Genomic DNA, 16,293 nt, shown 5'->3' with positions numbered 1-16,293 from the left:
TCCCGTCGGGACTCGAGGGTGGTCCCCGGAACGCTAACAGCGGGTCGGAGCCGCCGCCTGGGGCTTCGCCGTCAGAGGTCCGCGTGCAACTGCCAGGTCTCCAAGGCTGCGTCGTTCCAGTCGAACATCCGCGCTCTGTCGGGCCCGGCGACCGCCAGGTGGGATGCGAGGAGCGGGTCGTTCACGACCTGGTAGACGGCCTGGGCCAGCCGCTCGGGGTACGAGTCGCGCGGGTCACGGGCGACGGTCACGCCGGCGTCCGACGCGACCTCGCTCACCGCGGCGTCGTCCGAGTGGATCACCGGCGTGCCGAAGCTCATCGCCTCGATCACGGGGAGGCCGAAGCCCTCCGCGAGGCTCGGGAAGACGAACACCGTCGCCCGGTCGTACGCGACCGCGAGGTCCGCGTCGTCCACACGGCCGAGCACCTTGACCCGGTCGCGCGCGAGCCCGGCCCGCTCGGCGGTGCCGTAGACGTCCACGTCGCCCCAACCGTCCGGACCCGCGATGACGAGCGGGACGTCCTGCGGGGCGTCCGGGTGCGCCATCGCCGCGATGAGGTGGGCGAGGCCCTTCCGGGGCTCGAGCGTCCCGACGGCGAGCACGTAGCGCTCGGGGAGGCCGAGCCGCTCCGCGCGGAGGTCGGCGTCGACCGGCGTCCTGAGCCGACCGCTCGGCGCGCCGCCGATCACCCGGAGCCGGTCGTCGAACCGGTGGACCTCGTTGAGCGCCGACGCGACCGCGTGCGTCGGCACGACCACGGCGTCGGCGTACTTGAACGCGCGCTTCACCATCGCGCGGTGGAAGTGGACGCCGCGGGGCGTCAGGGTCTCCGGGTGCGTCCAGGGCACCGTGTCGTGCACCGTCACGACGCTCTGGCGCCCGGGGAACTGGACGCGGTCGTGCTTGACGAGCGGGGCCAGGACGCTGGGCGCGTGGACCATCTCCTTCGCGAGCCCACCGACGATGCCGCCCTGCCAGGCGAGCGAGAGCTCGCGGCGGGGGAGCGCCAGGCGCTGGAGCTCGGAGAGGCCGGGGAGCAGGGTCTCGAGGCGGCGGAGGTCGTCGTTCCCGACCGCCGAGACGACCGCTGCGACCTCGCAGCCCTCCGGCGCGGTGGCGACGAGGTGGCGGGTCAGCTCCTCGGCGTACCGGCCGATGCCGCCGGGGACCGGTGCGACCACCTGGTCGACGACGACGTGGAGAGTGGTCATGCTGGTGTGCTCCTCGTCGTGGTCGTGGTGCCGTGACCCGGCTGGCCGACCCTACCAGGGGGGACGGGGAGGACCCCGTGACGGCCTGGAGGCTCCGCACCGGACCGGTGGGGAGCCTCCAGGCCGTCGTCTGGTCGCGCGGCGGATCAGGCCTGGAGGGCGCCCGCCTGGACGGCGGCGTGCAGCGCCTCGCGCCAGTCGCGCATGGGCGCGAGCCCGGCGCGGGACCAGCCGTCGTGCCCCAGCACGCTGTAGGCGGGCCGCGGGGCGGGCCGCACGAACGCGGTGCTGTCGGTGGGCAGGACCCGCTCGGGGTCGAGGCCGACCTCGGTGTAGATCGCGCGCGTGAAGTCGAACCACGAGCCCTGCCCGGCGTTGGTGCCGTGGTAGGTGCCCGCGGGGGCGTCGCCGTCCACGAGCTCGACGATGCGCGCTGCGAGGTCGCCGGTCCAGGTGGGCTGCCCGACCTGGTCCGTGACGACGCTGACCGTGTCGTGCGACCCGGCGAGCCGGAGCATCGTGGCCGCGAAGTTCGGGCCGTGCGCGCCGTAGATCCACGCGGTGCGCACCACGTACGAGCTGTCCGGTGCGATCTCACGGACGAACGCCTCGCCCGCAGCCTTCGACCGGCCGTAGGCGTTGATCGGGTCCGTCGAGGCGTCCTCCGGGTACGGCGACGTGCCGTGGCCGTCGAACACGTAGTCGGTGGACACCGTCAGGAGCTTCGCGCCGTGGCGGACCGCGGCTTCGGCGAGGAGCTTCGGACCGGTGGCGTTCACGGCGTACGCGTCGTCCTCGTGCGTCTCGGCGTCGTCGACCTTCGTGTACGCCGCCGAGTTGATGACGACGTCGTGGCCGGAGACCGCCGCGTCGACCGCTTCGGCGTCGGTGATGTCCAGGTCGGCGCGGCCGAGGGCCGTCACGGCACGGCCCGCCAGCGCGTGCTGGAGGTCCTGGCCGAGCATGCCGGCGGCGCCGGTGATGAGGTATCGCGTCATGGTGTCGTGCGTCCCGTCGAGGTCGTGCGCGCCGCTCAGCTGAGCGCCGCGCGCTCCTTGAGCGGCTCCCACCACGAGCGGTTGTCGCGGTACCACTGCACGACGTCCGCGAGCCCCTGCTCGAACGGCACCTGCGGCTCGTACCCGAGCTCCTCGCGGATCTTCGTGATGTCCACCGAGTAGCGGAGGTCGTGGCCGAGCCGGTCCGCGACGCGGTCGACGAACGACCAGTCCTTGCCCGTCGCGTCGAGCAGGAGCTGCGTGAGCTCCTTGTTCGTCAGCTCGGTGCCGCCGCCGATGTTGTAGACCTCGCCCGCGCGGCCCTTGACCAGCACGAGCGCGATGCCGCGGCAGTGGTCGTCGACGTGGAGCCAGTCACGGACGTTGTTGCCCTCGCCGTAGAGCGGGACGTGCTCGCCGTCGATGAGGTTGGTCACGAACAGCGGGATGACCTTCTCGGGGAAGTGGTACGGCCCGTAGTTGTTCGAGCAGCGCGTGATCGAGAGGTTCATGCCGTGCGTGCGGTGGTAGCTGCGCGCGAGGAGGTCGCTGCCGGCCTTCGACGCCGAGTACGGCGAGTTCGGCTCGAGCGGGCGGTCCTCGGTCCACGAGCCCTCGCTGATCGAGCCGTAGACCTCGTCCGTGGAGACGTGCACGAAGCGCTCGGTGCCGTGGCGCAGCGCCGCGTCGAGCAGGCGCTGGGTGCCGACGACGTTCGTCTCGACGAAGATGCCCGAGTCGCGGACCGAGCGGTCGACGTGGGACTCGGCGGCGAAGTGCACGATCGCGTCGACGGACGGGACGACCTCGTCGAGCTTCTCGGCGTCGCGGATGTCCCCGTGCACGAAGGTGTAGCGCGGCGAGTCGGCGACGGGAGCGAGGTTCGCCTCGTTGCCCGAGTAGGTGAGCGCGTCGTACACGACGACCTCGGCACCCTCGAGGCCCGGGTACGCGTCCTCCAGCGTGCGGCGGACGAAGTTCGAGCCGATGAAGCCGGCCCCTCCGGTGACGAGGATCTTCACTGGGGTCTCATTCCTGTGTGTCGGGGGTCGATCGCTGCGGACGGTCGTCGACGGTCTCGATCGGTGCGGACGGTGTGCGCGGCGAGGAGTCTACCGGCCCGGCCGTGCGGGCGGCCGACAGCCGCCAGACTGCGACGACCGACCAGACCCCTGCGGCGAGGAACAGGATCGCGGCGAGGGCGACGGGCGCGGTCCCGCCGAGCGACGCGCCACCCATGCGGTCGAGACCCCCCACGGTCACGCGGAACTGGACGTCCTCCCACCCGCCGCGGTAGAGCACGCCGAACCCGTACGCGCCGATCACGAGGGCGGCCACGACGGCCACGCGGGCGAGCCGCTGGCGCAGGGCCGGGCGCACGACGAGCGCTCGCCACGCGATCGCCTGCGCGGCGATGAGCGCGACCACGGCCACGAAGAGGAAACGACCCTGCAGTCCGTTGCCCTGGTGTGTGCCGAGGTAGTTGCGCCAGCTGTAGGCGAGGGTCGCGACGAGCACGAGCGCCGGCCACACGAGGAGCGTCGTGGTGAGCCCCCGACCGGTGCCGCGACGGGCGTACGACCACGCCAGCACGGTGAGCGCGAGGACCGTCATCGAGTCGACCAGCGCGGGTGGCAGCACCCACTGGTCCGCCCCGAGGAGGCCGAAGAACGAGTTCGTCAGGCCGTCCCACTGCCGCCCCGCGAACGCCCCCGGGTTCGGACCGCCTTCGGGGTAGGGGACCACCGTGGTCGCAGCGCGGAGCGCGTCGGGCACGAGGGTGCCGCTGCGGACCAGGGTGCGGACCCACCACCACCCCGTGGCCACGACCGGCACCAGGAACACGACCGCGGCGTGGACGAGCCGCGCCCGCAGCGAACGGCTCCGTCCGAGCAGCACCACGACGACGGCGAAGGGGATCGCGACGAGGCCGAGGGCCGTCAACGCGGACATCGCCGTCACGCTGACCGCGAGCCCCGCGGTGGTCCACCGCGAGCGGTCCCCGGTCAGGACGCGCACCGCGAGCCAGACCGTGACGGCGCCGAAGAGCACCATCGGCGCCCAGACCGTGACGCCCGACGTGACCTGCGCGAGCTGCGGCACGGCGAACAGGAGGAACGGCGCGACGAGGGCGGTCCGCGGCGACCGGGTCGCACGACGCACCGTCGCCCAGACGAGCACGGGCAGCGCGGCGACGACGACCACGTCGAGGAGCCGGAGCGCCAGGACCGCCGTGCCCCAGCTGTGCGACCCCCAACCGATCGCACGGAGCACGGCGGCGGCGACGAGGAAGTACGTCGGCGGGTGCTGCGACATCTGGTCGATCGCCGCGGAGTCGCCGGGGGACTGCGCGAGCAACGCCGACACGGTGACCCGGTCGGCGGCCGGCACCGGGTGCTCGACGACCTGGCGGACCGCGTCGAGGTAGTGCATCGATCCCGGTGGCGGCCAGCCGAGGCCGAGCGCCGTCCGGAAGGCCGCGTCGACGTACGCCGGCTCGTCCGGGGCGCCGAAGGCCGGCGTGACGAAGGCGAAGAGCAGCAGGAACCCGATCCAGGCGGCGGTGACCCCGGCGAGGATCGTCCACTCGCGGCGGGCGGTCACGCGCGGGCCTCCGAGTGCGGAGCGGAGGACGTGCGCTCCGGCGTGACCGGCGACGTCGCCCTGCGCTCCGGCGCCGTCCCGCGGAGCCACCGGACCAGGAGCACGGCCGTCGCGGCGAGCAGCAGCCCCGCGAGGACGACCAGCGTCGCGATCCAACCCCCGCCCACGAGCCCGACGACGTCGTAGCGGGTGAGGTTCGACCGGGTGATCCACCACGCGCCGTCGGCGCCGAAGGCCCGGACGACGTAGAGGACGCCGTACAGGGCGATGGCGCACGCGGCGATCGCCATCCCGACGGCGAGCCGCGTCCGGCCGCGCGCGGTGACGGTGGCGCGCGGCCACGCGAGCGCGCTCAGCGCGATGAGCGCGACGAGGGTCGGGTAGTAGTAGCGGCCCTGCGTGCCCGCCACGATGGTGTTCCTGACGTAGCCGCCCCACCCGCTCTGCATGTGCAGGGCGATGAGGATCACCGGGTAGGCCGCGAGGACGATCGCCGGGCGGAGCGAGGGGCCGCGTCGGAAGGCCCAGACCGCGATGCCGGCGAGCGAGAGCACGGTCAGCGCGTCGATGAGGGCCTGCGCGACCTGGAACTGCGCGAGACTGCCGACGCTGCCCCAGAAGGTCCGGGTGACACCGTTCCAGTAGTCGCGCAGGAAGACCTCCGGCGAGGGGCCGGTGCCGGCCGGGAACGGCTTGTCCGGTCGGGCGTAGGACGCCATGCCGTCGGGCTGGATCTGCCGGTACACGATGAGGTTGTGGAGCCACCACCACGCACCGACCAGCGCCGCGAGTGCGAGGGTGCCGAAGGCCCTGATGACGTTCCGGAGCACGACGCCCCGGTGGAGCCCGGCGGTCACCACCGCGATGCCCACGAACGGGACCGCCGGCAGTGCCGTGCCCTTCACGAGCAGCATCGCGCCGAGGGCGACGGCGATGCCGACCAGGAGCCGGACGCGGTGGTCGCCGGTGAGCAGCCGCGTGACGAGGTACACGAGGAGCCCGGCGAGCGGGAGCATGAGGGCGTCGTTCGTCACCGAGGCGCCGATGGCTGCGAGCTCCGGGATCGCGAGCACCGCGGCGGCCCCGACCACGGCCGCCCGTGGTGACCGGGTGAGCCGACGGACCGTCGCCCACGCCAGGAACGGGAGCGGCAGCGCCAGGAGGGCGTCGAACAGGCGGAGGGCCAGCACGGCGTGGTCCCACCGGAGGTCCTCGAAGTGCACGAGGTGCAGGACGCCCGCGGCGATGACGTAGTACGTCGGCGGGTGTTGCGTCATCTGGTCGACGCTGCCGACGTGGTCACCGGGGTACTCGTCGAGCAGCGCACCCCAGGTCGGGTGCTGCGCGGAGCGCTCGCGGAGGTTGTCGTGCTGCGCGGACTCGGTCGCGTTGAGGTACGGCAGCGTGCCCGGCGGCGCCCACCCGTCGCCGATCGCGACGTGCACGACCGCGTCGACGTGCGTCGGCTCGTCGGGGGCCTTGAAGGTGGTGGTCCCGAACGCCCACACCGCGAGCACTGCGGCGAAGGCGATGGTGACCGCCAGCACCACGAGGCGTTCGGCGCGGCCCACCCCCCGCACCGGCGTCCCCGCGTCAGTCACCGTAGCGCTGCAGTTTCTGCAGGTCGAGCTGCTCCTCGGCCAGCGTGCGGTTCAACCGCGTGAGGTCGGCCACGACCCCGATCACGACCGCGAGCACCGCGGTGATGAGCAGGACGACGCCGAGGATGATCGACTGCAGGTGGTTGCCGTCGGTGTGCATCGCGAGGAGCACCAGGTAGCGGATGAGCGGCCAGAGGCCCAGCGCGCCGAGGACGGCGGCGACCCAGGCGAACAGCGCCATCGGGCGGTACATGAGGTACACGCGGGCGATGGCGGAGCCCGACTGGAACATGTGCTGCCAGATGTTGCTGAACAGCCGCGACTCACGCGTCTTCGGGTTCGTCGTGATCGGGACGGAGGCGATCGCGAGGCGCTTGTAGCCGGCCTGGACGATCGTCTCCATGCAGTAGCTGAACCGGGTCACGATGTTCAGCCGGATGAGCGAGTACTTCGAGTACGCGCGGAAGCCGCTCGCTGCGTCGGGCAGGTCGAGCCCGGCCGCGCGCGACGCCACCCACGAGCCGAAGCGCTGCATGAGCTTCTTGAACCCGGAGAAGTGCTCGATCGTGCGGGTCTGCCGGTCGCCGATGACGATCTCGGCTTCCTTCCGGAGGATCGGCTGCACGAGCTCGGCGATCTGCGACTGCGGGTACTGGTTGTCGCCGTCGGTGTTCACGACGATGTCGGCGCCGTGCAGCAGCGCGTAGTCGACGCCGTCGCGGAACGAGCGGGCGAGGCCCATGTTCGTGGTGTGGTGCACGAAGTGCTTGACGCCGTGCTCCTTCGCGACCTCGACGGTGCGGTCCGTGCTGCCGTCGTTGATGACGAGGATCTCGATCTCGTCGATGCCGTCGATCTCCTTCGGGATGGAGTCGATGACGCTGGCGAGGGTGTTCTCCTCGTTGAGGCATGGGATCTGGACGAACAACTTCACGGGGATGCAGGTCTCGTTTCGATGTCTGGCGGGTGCGCGAGGCCTCAACAGCCTAATGCGATCCTGCGAGGTCGTGGCGAAACGTGGTGTACCAGTCGCCTTGCTAGGCTGCCGTGGTGCAGATCCGCGAACTCAAGATCCCCGGCGCGTGGGAGTTCACGCCCGTGCAGCACGGCGACGCCCGAGGCGCGTTCCTCGAGGCGTACCGCGCGGACGTCCTCGAGGAGACCGTCGGGCACCCGCTCGACCTCCGCCAGGTGAACATGTCGATCTCCTCGGCCGGTGTCGCCCGGGGCATCCACTACGCCCTCGTGGCGCCGAGCCAGGCGAAGTACGTCACCGCCGTCCGTGGGGCGTTCATCGACTACATCGTGGACATCCGGGTCGGTTCGCCCACGTTCGGCCAGTGGGACTCGGTCCGCATCGACGACGTCGACCGCAAGGCCGTCTACCTGTCGGAGGGCCTCGGCCACGCCATCGTCGCCCTCGAGGACCGCTCGACGGTGAACTACCTCGTCAGCGCCCACTACGACCCGCAGCGCGAGAAGGGGATCACGATCCTCGACCCGACGGTCGGCCTGACGCTGCCCGAGGGCCTCGGCGAGCCGGTGCTCTCCGAGAAGGACACCGCGGCGCCGACGCTCGAGCAGGCCGCGGAGCAGGGGCTCCTGCCGACCTACGAGGAAGCGGTCGCCTACACCGAGTCGCTCCGGACGAAGAAGTAAGGGAGACCCGATGAAGGGCATCATCCTCGCCGGCGGTTCCGGCACGCGCCTCTGGCCGATCACCAAGGGCATCAGCAAGCAGCTCATGCCGATCTACGACAAGCCGATGGTCTACTACCCGCTGTCGACGCTCATGATGGCCGGCATCCGTGAGGTCCTCGTCATCACGACGCCGGAGTACAACGAGCAGTTCAAGGCCCTGCTCGGCGACGGCTCGGCGCTCGGCATGGACATCCAGTACGCGGTGCAGCCGAGCCCGGACGGGCTCGCACAGGCGTTCGTCATCGGCGAGGACTTCATCGGCGACGACAGCGTCGCCCTCGTCCTCGGCGACAACATCTTCCACGGCACCGGCCTCGGCACGAACCTCCGCAAGAACACCGCGGTGCAGGGCGCCACGATCTTCGCGTACCACGTGGCCGACCCGACCGCGTACGGCGTGGTCGAGTTCGACGACGACTTCACCGCGGTCTCCATCGAGGAGAAGCCGGCGCAGCCGAAGTCGAACTACGCCGTCCCCGGCCTGTACTTCTACGACAACAAGGTCATCGAGATCGCGAAGACGATCGAGCCGAGCGCGCGCGGCGAGCTCGAGATCTCGACCGTGAACGAGCGCTACCTCGAGGCGGGCGAGCTCGGTGTGCAGGTCCTCGACCGCGGCACGGCCTGGCTCGACACGGGCACGTTCGAGTCGATGATGCAGGCGTCGGAGTACGTCAAGGTGATCGAGGACCGGCAGGGCTTCAAGATCGGCTGCATCGAGGAGATCGCCTGGCGCAACGGCTGGATCGACGACGCGCAGCTCGCCGAGCTCGCCGCGCCGCTGGTCAAGGGCGGGTACGGCGTGTACCTGCAGCGCCTGCTCGCCTCCTGAGCCGCTCGTGGGCCTCTTCCGTCGGACGCGTCGCGGTGTCGACGGGGTCGCTCCCGTCGGCCGGGAGGCCCGTGGCGCGGCTGCGACGCCGCCCGACGTCGTCCGCGTGACCGGCTGGGACGGCGACCTCCCGCACCTGGACGCACCGGTGACGGTGCTCGTCACCACGCGCTCCGACCGGCACGCGGAGGTGCCGCGGCTGGTCGCCGCTGCCCGGTCGGCGTTCGGACCGGACGCTGACGTCCGCGCGCTGTCGTACGTGGCGGACGCCTCGCCGCGCGGTGCCTTCGACGCGGCGCTCCCGTGGGTGCGTCGGCAGGAGCTGGACGGACTGGGGTCGGCGATCAACGCCGGCGTCGCAGGGGGCGTCGGCCGCACGCTCGTGCTCGTCGACACCTCGGTGCAGATCGACGCCGACGGCCTGCGCGCCCTCGCGCGCGACGTCGGCTGTCCGGTCCAGGCCGTCGTGCGGACCGCCGCCGGGGAGCACCGGAACGGTGCGCTCCTGGTGCGGCCCGGGGCGCTGCCGTGGTCGGACGACCGTGCCGCGTCGTCGGACGACCTCCTCCTCGGGGCGGACCAACCGGTGGTCTCGATGCCGCAGGGGGCGGTGGTCCCGGCCCCGTGCCTCCCGGACGAACGCACCGTGCTGACCGCCTGGACCGCCGACGCGGCGCACCATGCGGAGACAGCCGTGCGCAGCCGAGCCGTCGGGCCCGTCGTGCGCACCGTCGAACCCGGCCGCACGGTCGACGCCGCCGTGGTGGACATGGTCGCCGGCTGGCGCGACCGGCCGTCCGCTCGACCCGGCGCCGACGTCGTGGCGGGGCCGCCGCTGCCGCCGTGGGGCGCGCGCCCCGTGACGCCGGCGGCGCGTTCCCGGACGACGGGTGACCGGCTGACCTGGTCCGTCAAGATCGCCGCACCGGCCGGACCCGAGGGCGACGGCTGGGGCGACGTGCACTTCGCCGGGGAGCTCGCGGCGGCGCTCGAGCGGCTCGGACAGCGCGTCCGGGTCGACCGGCGCGATGCCCACGTCCGCGGCGACGACGGTGCCGACGACGTCACCCTCGTCGTCCGGGGGCTCGACCGGGTTCCGCCGAACCCGGCGTCGGTGAACCTGCTCTGGGTCATCAGCCACCCGGACGACGTCGCTGACACCGAACTCCGGTCGTTCGACCGCGCCTTCGCCGCCGGCCCCGCCTGGGCCGCGGCTGCCTCGGCGCGGAGCGGCGTCACCGTCACCCCGCTGCTCCAGGCCACCGATCCGTCGGTGTTCCACCCGGGGAACCGGTCCGAGACGGACCCCGATGCCGACCACGTGGTCTTCGTCGGGTCGACGCGGGGGGCCGACCGCCCGGTCGTCGCCGACGCGGTGTCGCTCGGCGCCGACCTCCGGGTGCACGGACCGGGGTGGACGGACGTCGTACCGTCGGACCTGCTCGGCGAGCCGGGGCTGTCGCGTGCCGAGGTCGCACGGGCGTACGCGTCCGCACGGGTCGTGCTCAACGACCACTGGCCGGACATGGCGACGGGAGGGTTCGTGTCCAACCGGGTGTTCGACGTGCTCGCCGCCGGCGGGGTCGTCGTGACCGACCCGGTCCAGGGGCTCGCCGACGTCCTGGCGGTGCCCACCCTGGCCGTCGCCGGTTCCCGCGACGAGCTCGAGCGCCTGCTCGCACCGGAGCACCCGTGGCCGTCGGCGTCGGAGCGTGCGGTGATCGCGAGCCGCATCGCCGCCGAGCACTCGTTCGACGCTCGGGCTCGCGTGCTGCTCGACGCCGCCCGGGCCGAGCGCACGCGGCTGTTCGGCTGAGGTCTCCGCGCGCGGGGCCCGGGTTCGGGGCACCGCCCGCCGAGGCACTCCCGGTTCGGCGCGCCGGCGCACAACCGAAGTCACCCCGAACCACGTCTCGACGCGGTTCCGGGTGACTTCGGTTGTGCGGACGCAGAACGCACCGTGGGGTCGTGCGGACGCAGAACGCGGCGCAGGGTCGTGCGGACGGGGGACGCGCCGGCCGCCGCGGCGCACCGGGTGCTACTTGCGAGTCACCCAGCGGGCACGGAGCGACAGCCCGGCACGCAGCGCCACCCGGAGCGGCCACAGCCACCACGCCCGGTACTTCCGCGACAGGTACCGGTACGCGCTCCGGTGGTGCTCGATCTCCATGCGGCGCCGGTTCGACGACGTCGAGTGCGCCCCGGTGTGCGTGACCACGGCGGCCGGCACGTACACGTTCGCCTTCCCCGCACGCCCGACGCGCTGCCCGAGGTCGACGTCCTCGAAGTACATGAAGTACGACTCGTCGAAGCCGCCGAGCTGCCGGAACAGGGACGTCCGGATGAGGAAGCACGCGCCCGACAGCCAGCCGGCCTCGCGCTCGACGACCTCGGTCGTGGACCAGTACCGCTGGCTCCAGGGGTTCGCCGGCCAGAACCGTGAGAACGCGGCGTGGCCGAGGCCGGTGCGGAGCGACGGCAGTTGCCGTGCCGACGGGTAGGTCTCGCCCTGCTCGTCGAGGATCCGCGGCCCGAACGCACCGCCGTCGGGCAGTCGGTCGGCAGCGCGGACGAGCTCGTCGATCGAGCCGGGGCCGAGCACCACGTCGGGGTTCGTGACGAGCAGGAAGTCGGGGCGGACGTCGGGCAGCACGTCGTCGAGCGCTGCGAGCGCCGCGTCGATCCCGCCGCCGTAGCCCAGGTTGCCCCCGGAGGACACCACGGTGGCCCCGTAGGACTCGCCGACGGCCCGCAGCGCGTCGAGGTCGGTCGAGCCGTTGTCGGCGATGACCACCGCGACCGGTGACGTCGACGCGGCCGCGATGCTCGCGAGGAAGGGGCGGATCGTCTCGCCCGTGTTGTACGTGACGGTGAGGACGGCCACGCGGGGGGTGTCGGTCACCGGGCGACCTCCCGGTAGGCGTCGACGTGCACCGCTGCGGTGGCGTCCCACGTGAAGTCGGCGGCACGTCGGAGTGCGGCCGACCGGTGCGACGAGACCAGCTCGGCGTCGTCGAGCAGGCGGGCCATCGTGGCGGCGAGGTCGACGGCGTCCGGTTCGGTGTAGACCGCGGCGTCGCCCCCGACCTCGGGCAGCGAGAGCCGCCGGGTGGTCACGACGCAGGCGCCGGCGGCCATCGCCTCGACCACCGGCAGGCCGAAGCCCTCGCCGAGCGACGGGTACACGACGAACTCGGCGCCGCCGAGGAAGCCGGCGAGGTCCTCGATCGGGAGGTAGCCTGCCTCGACGACGTGGTCGGTCTCCTGCAGGGCGTCGAGCCGTTCGATCGCGGCCGTGTCCCACCCGCGCGCCCCGGAGAGCACGAGCCACGGCGTCGCGGATCCGGTCGCGTCACGTGCCGTCCGCACCGCGGCGTACGCGTCGAGCAGCGCCGTGACGTTCTTGCGGGGCTCGATCGTCCCGAGGAACGCGATCCACGGAGCGCCCTCGGGGAGGGTCGCGGCGATCCGGGCGTCCTCGACCTCGGCCGTCGACGGCGCGTGGAACACGGTGCGGTCGACGCCGAGCGGTGCCACGCGGACGTCGGCGCGGATGCCCCGCACGACCCGGGCCGCCTCGGTCGCCGTCGCGGCGCTCGGCACGACGACGACCGGACGGGTGCGGAGCGAGCGGCGGCTCCACCAGGTGAAGAACGTGCGCTTCAGCCTGGAGTGCCACTCCGGGTTCGAGAAGAACGTCGCGTCGTGCAGCGTGACCACCGAGCCGCCGCGCCAGGCGACCGGGAACGTGTAGTGCGGCGAGTGCAGCACGTCGACACGCAGGCGGTGGGCGAGCGCCGGGAGTCCGGTCTGCTCCCACGCGAGGCGCAGGGGCACCGAGTCGGTCCAGGCCGGTGCGGCGTGCACGGTGGCGGTCGGCGCGATCGTCCGGAAGTGTGCGACGTGGCCGGGGCGGACGACGAGGTGCACGTCGAGGCCGGGCTCCGTCAGGTGGGACACGACGCCCTCGACGTAGCGTCCGACGCCGCCGAGGTTCCGCGGTACGGCCGTCCCGTCGATCAGGACGGAGGTGTGCGGCACGCGTGGTTCCTTTCGGCCGAGGCCGTCGTCTCGGCCGGGGCCGTCGTCGGGGGAGGGTCCAGGATAGCGCTCGTGGCTCATGCGCCCGGGTCCACGGCCCGGCGCGGCACGCTCGCGCGGCGGTCCTCCGCGAGCCGGTGCGCGAGGTGCCGGGGGAGGTGTCCCGCGACGTCCGCCAGCGCTGCCAGGACGAGCCGCGCCTCCCGGCGGTCCGCGGTGGACGCGAGACCGCGGAGGCCGCGCACCAGCGTCCGTGCCACGGCCCGCAGCACCGTCGGCCACGGTGCGTGCCAGAGCGCCACGAGGACGCGGTTCCGTGCGTTCCGGAACACGAACAGGTCGCTCTGCACCCCGGACGACGCCGAGTGGTCGTGCTCGACGACGGCGTCCGCCGCGTGCTCGACGCGCCATCCGCGGCGGCGGAGCCGCCAGGCGTACTCGGTGTCCTCGTAGTACATGAACAGCGACTCGTCGAGGAGGCCCACGTCGTCGAGCGCGACCCGGCGGAGCGCCGACGCGCCACCGGAGAAGCCGAAGACGTCGACGTCGGCCGCGTGGTCGGCCGGAGCGAACCAGTCGCGGTCGGCGCCGTTGCCGTCGCGGTCGACCAGGACGCCGGTCGAGTTGAGCCGGACGTCGCCGTCCGGCGACGGCGTCCACGACCGGCCGGCGTGGTCCCGGAGCGTGCGCTGGTCGGGTGCGGGCCGCGACCCGGCCGGGAGGCGCGTCCAGCGTCCGGCGAGCACGATGCGGCCCGTCACGGCCGCCACCTCCGGCCCGGCGTGCGCGAGGTGGTCGCGGAGCGCGGCGACGAACCCCGGCGCGGGCGCCGCGTCGTTGTTGAGGAGGACGACGACCTCGGCGTCGGAGGCCCGGATCCCCGCGTTCGCACCCGCCGCGAAGCCGCCGTTGTCGGCTCGCTCCACGACGGTCGCGTCGGTCAGTGCGGCGCGGAGGGCCCGGACGGAGTCGTCGGACGAGCCGTTGTCCACGACGACGACCTCGGCGGCCGAGGACGGGTCGTCGAGCACCGCCCGCGCAGCACGGATCGTCAGGTCGGCACGCTCCCAGTTGACGATCACGACCGCGGTCGACGCGGCGCCCGCGGGATCGGTCCGTCCCGACACGCTCAGTCGAGCTCTTCGAGGGACGGCTTTGCGTAGACCGTGCCGACCGCGTCGCCGAACGACGGCACCTCGAAGGAGTCGCACTCGGGCAGGTCGTGCAGGTGCCGGCCGGCGGAGTCCATCATCGACACGTTGATGAAGTACTTCCCGGTGCCGAACTTCGCGTCCGTGATCCGCAGGCGGAGCTTCCGGCGACCGTGCAGCGGTGTCAGGTGGACGCCCATGATGCCGGTGGTGGTGCCGTAGACGACCTGGCCCGCGGTGTTGTTGATCTGGACCGCGGCCTCCCAGTCGGAGACCCCGTCGAGGTGCTCGAACTCCATGTCGACCACGAGGTCGTCGCCGGGGAGGACGTCCTCGCGGCGCTCCTTGCCCTCCGCGTGCACGGTCGCGCCGAGGACCGTGCCCCGACCGACCTGGACGTCGGCGCTCAGCTCGCCCGAGCGGCGCTCCTCGAGCACGTCGCGGAACTTGCTGACCGCCTCGATCGCCTCGCCGTCGTGCAGGACCGTGCCCTTGTTGAGGAGGACGACGCGGTCGCACATCTCCTGCACCTGGCTGAGCGAGTGCGTGACGATGATGATCGTCTTGCCCTGCTCCTGGAACGTGCGGATGCGGTCGAGGCACTTGCGCTGGAAGGCCTCGTCGCCGACCGCGAGCACCTCGTCGACGAGGAGCACGTCCGGGTCGGTGTGCACCGCGACGGCGAAGGCGAGCCGCACGTACATGCCGGAGCTGTAGAACTTCACCTGGGTGTCGATGAAGTCGCCGATGCCGGAGAACGCCAGGATGTCGTCGAACCGCGACTCGGTCTCCTTGCGGCTCAGCCCGAGGAGCGCCGCGTTCAGGTAGACGTTCTCGCGACCGGAGAGGTCCGGGTGGAACCCGGCGCCGAGCTCGAGCAGGGCCGCCAGCCGCCCGCGTCGGGACACGGTGCCCGAGGTCGGCTGGATGATGCCGCCGATCGCCTTGAGGAGCGTGGACTTGCCGGACCCGTTCTGGCCGATGAGCCCGACGGTGGTCCCGGCCTGGATCGTCACGCTGACGTCGTCGAGCGCCCAGAAGTCCTGACGGTGCTTCCGGCCGGCGCGGCCGAGGGTGACGATGCGCTCGCGGATCGTGTTGTCCTTGCGCACGGTGAAGCGCTTGCGGACGTGGTCCACGACGATGACGTCCGGGCGCTCGGCGGCCGGGGTCGTGGTCGTCGGGGTGACGGGGGTGCTGATGGCCATGGGTCTAGAGCTCCTGCGCGAAGTTGCCCTGCAGGCGCGAGAAGACGCGCTGCGCTCCGACGAGGCAGACCAGGCCGACGACCAGGGCGATGCCGAGGCGGAGCATGAGGTGGTCCGGGTAGACGACCGCCGCGGGGTCGTGCAGCCAGATGGCGTTCTGGAGACCGAGGACGGCGAGGGTCAGGGGGTTGTTCGTGTAGATCGTCAGGAGCCACGGCGCGGTGAGTTCCTTCACGACCATCGAGTACGAGTAGACGATCGGGGAACCCCACAGGAGCACCATGAGCCCGACGTCGATGACGAACTGCACGTCGCGCAGGTAGACGTTGAGCGCCGCGAGCACCAGGCCGATCGCCGCTCCGAACACGACGATGACGGCGAGGGACGGGACGAGGTACACGAGCCCCTCGTGCAGCGGGAACTGCCCGAGCACGAGCGTCGCCACCAGCAGGATGCCGAACTGGATCGCGAAGTTCACGAGCGCGGCGCCCACGCTCGCGAGCGGGAAGACCTCGCGGGGGACGTAGACCTTCTTGATCAGACCGCTGTTGCCGACGATCGACCCGGTCGACCCGGCGACGATCTCGCTGAAGAGCGTGTAGGCGGACAGGCCGGTGAAGACGTAGATCGCGAAGTTGTCGATGCCGTGGGCGGCACCGAGGACCTTGCCGATGACGAAGTAGTAGATGAGGAGCTGGGTGAGCGGTCGCACGAGCGTCCACACGAACCCGAGCGCCGAGTCCTTGTACCGGGCCTTGAGGTCGCGTCGGACGAGCATGCCGAGCATCTCGCGCTGCCGGAACACGTCACGCAGCTCGCGCCACGTCCCCCGGATCGCGCTCGTCGGGGCACCGACCACGACGAGGGGCTCGGCGGCGAGCGCGGCCATGCGGTTCTGATCGACCATTCGTCTCTTCGTTCGTGGGGTTCGGGACCGGGACAG

The 16,293-nt window shown here is 72.3% G+C and carries 14 protein-coding genes; 3 read left to right on the top strand and 11 right to left on the bottom strand.

All coding sequences use genetic code 11. The features are described 5' to 3' along the window. Nucleotides 1-71 precede the first annotated feature (71 nt). The 6 genes from MON03_RS10710 to MON03_RS10685 all read right to left on the bottom strand — a co-directional run bounded on the left by MON03_RS10710 (nt 72) and on the right by MON03_RS10685 (nt 7,351). Complete coding sequence (locus MON03_RS10710; RefSeq protein WP_242088345.1) at nt 72-1,214, bottom strand: glycosyltransferase family 4 protein; 1,143 nt, start codon at nt 1,212-1,214, stop codon at nt 72-74. 146 nt (nt 1,215-1,360) lie between these two features. Continuing rightward, complete coding sequence (rfbD, locus tag MON03_RS10705) at nt 1,361-2,212, bottom strand: dTDP-4-dehydrorhamnose reductase (RefSeq protein ID WP_242088343.1); 852 nt, start codon at nt 2,210-2,212, stop codon at nt 1,361-1,363. Between the two features lie 35 nt (nt 2,213-2,247). Further along, nucleotides 2,248-3,234, bottom strand: coding sequence for a dTDP-glucose 4,6-dehydratase (gene rfbB, locus MON03_RS10700; protein WP_175328722.1), 987 nt, complete (start codon nt 3,232-3,234; stop codon nt 2,248-2,250). Between the two features lie 7 nt (nt 3,235-3,241). Further along, the gene (locus MON03_RS10695; RefSeq protein WP_242088341.1) at nt 3,242-4,816 is read right to left on the bottom strand and encodes a glycosyltransferase family 39 protein; all 1,575 of its coding nucleotides are present in this window, start codon (nt 4,814-4,816) and stop codon (nt 3,242-3,244) included. After that, nucleotides 4,813-6,417: a glycosyltransferase family 39 protein gene (locus MON03_RS10690; protein ID WP_242088339.1), complete on the bottom strand. Its 1,605-nt coding sequence runs from the start codon at nt 6,415-6,417 to the stop codon at nt 4,813-4,815. Before MON03_RS10690 ends, MON03_RS10695 begins: the two co-directional genes overlap by 4 nt. Continuing rightward, complete coding sequence (locus tag MON03_RS10685; protein ID WP_022904983.1) at nt 6,410-7,351, bottom strand: glycosyltransferase family 2 protein; 942 nt, start codon at nt 7,349-7,351, stop codon at nt 6,410-6,412. Before MON03_RS10685 ends, MON03_RS10690 begins: the two co-directional genes overlap by 8 nt. A 116-nt stretch (nt 7,352-7,467) precedes the next feature. On the opposite strand from MON03_RS10685, the gene MON03_RS10680 reads away from it, so the two are divergent. The 3 genes from MON03_RS10680 to MON03_RS10670 are packed head-to-tail and all read left to right on the top strand — an operon-like array spanning nt 7,468 to nt 10,766. Next, complete coding sequence (locus MON03_RS10680) at nt 7,468-8,076, top strand: dTDP-4-dehydrorhamnose 3,5-epimerase family protein (protein ID WP_031274433.1); 609 nt, start codon at nt 7,468-7,470, stop codon at nt 8,074-8,076. Nucleotides 8,077-8,086: 10 nt separating this feature from the next. Then, nucleotides 8,087-8,950 carry a glucose-1-phosphate thymidylyltransferase RfbA gene (gene rfbA / locus MON03_RS10675; protein WP_022904981.1) on the top strand — a complete coding sequence of 288 codons (864 nt, stop codon included), beginning with the start codon at nt 8,087-8,089 and terminating at the stop codon, nt 8,948-8,950. A 7-nt stretch (nt 8,951-8,957) separates the two neighbouring features. Then, nucleotides 8,958-10,766 carry a glycosyltransferase family protein gene (locus MON03_RS10670; protein ID WP_242088337.1) on the top strand — a complete coding sequence of 603 codons (1,809 nt, stop codon included), beginning with the start codon at nt 8,958-8,960 and terminating at the stop codon, nt 10,764-10,766. 222 nt (nt 10,767-10,988) lie between these two features. On the opposite strand, the gene MON03_RS10665 is transcribed toward MON03_RS10670, so the two are convergent. The 5 genes from MON03_RS10665 to MON03_RS10645 form a co-directional block, all read right to left on the bottom strand. Next, nucleotides 10,989-11,852 carry a glycosyltransferase family 2 protein gene (locus MON03_RS10665; RefSeq protein ID WP_022904979.1) on the bottom strand — a complete coding sequence of 288 codons (864 nt, stop codon included), beginning with the start codon at nt 11,850-11,852 and terminating at the stop codon, nt 10,989-10,991. Beyond that, nucleotides 11,849-12,991 carry a glycosyltransferase family 4 protein gene (locus tag MON03_RS10660; protein ID WP_242088336.1) on the bottom strand — a complete coding sequence of 381 codons (1,143 nt, stop codon included), beginning with the start codon at nt 12,989-12,991 and terminating at the stop codon, nt 11,849-11,851. The genes MON03_RS10665 and MON03_RS10660 overlap by 4 nt, the downstream gene beginning before the upstream one ends. Before the next feature lie 77 nt (nt 12,992-13,068). Next, the gene (locus MON03_RS10655) at nt 13,069-14,118 is read right to left on the bottom strand and encodes a glycosyltransferase family 2 protein (protein WP_242088334.1); all 1,050 of its coding nucleotides are present in this window, start codon (nt 14,116-14,118) and stop codon (nt 13,069-13,071) included. Between the two features lie 2 nt (nt 14,119-14,120). Continuing rightward, nucleotides 14,121-15,350 (bottom strand): ABC transporter ATP-binding protein, encoded by a 1,230-nt coding sequence (locus MON03_RS10650; RefSeq protein WP_242088333.1) that lies wholly within the window; start codon nt 15,348-15,350, stop codon nt 14,121-14,123. A gap of 4 nt (nt 15,351-15,354) precedes the next feature. Then, the gene (locus MON03_RS10645; RefSeq protein WP_175328715.1) at nt 15,355-16,257 is read right to left on the bottom strand and encodes an ABC transporter permease; all 903 of its coding nucleotides are present in this window, start codon (nt 16,255-16,257) and stop codon (nt 15,355-15,357) included. Nucleotides 16,258-16,293: the final 36 nt, after the last annotated feature.

Source organism: Curtobacterium sp. DN_7.5 (assembly GCF_022655355.1).
Taxonomy (GTDB): Bacteria; Actinomycetota; Actinomycetes; order Actinomycetales; family Microbacteriaceae; genus Curtobacterium; species Curtobacterium luteum.
Note: the sequence above shows the minus strand (reverse complement) of the source record. Positions and strands in the feature narration are given on the sequence as shown.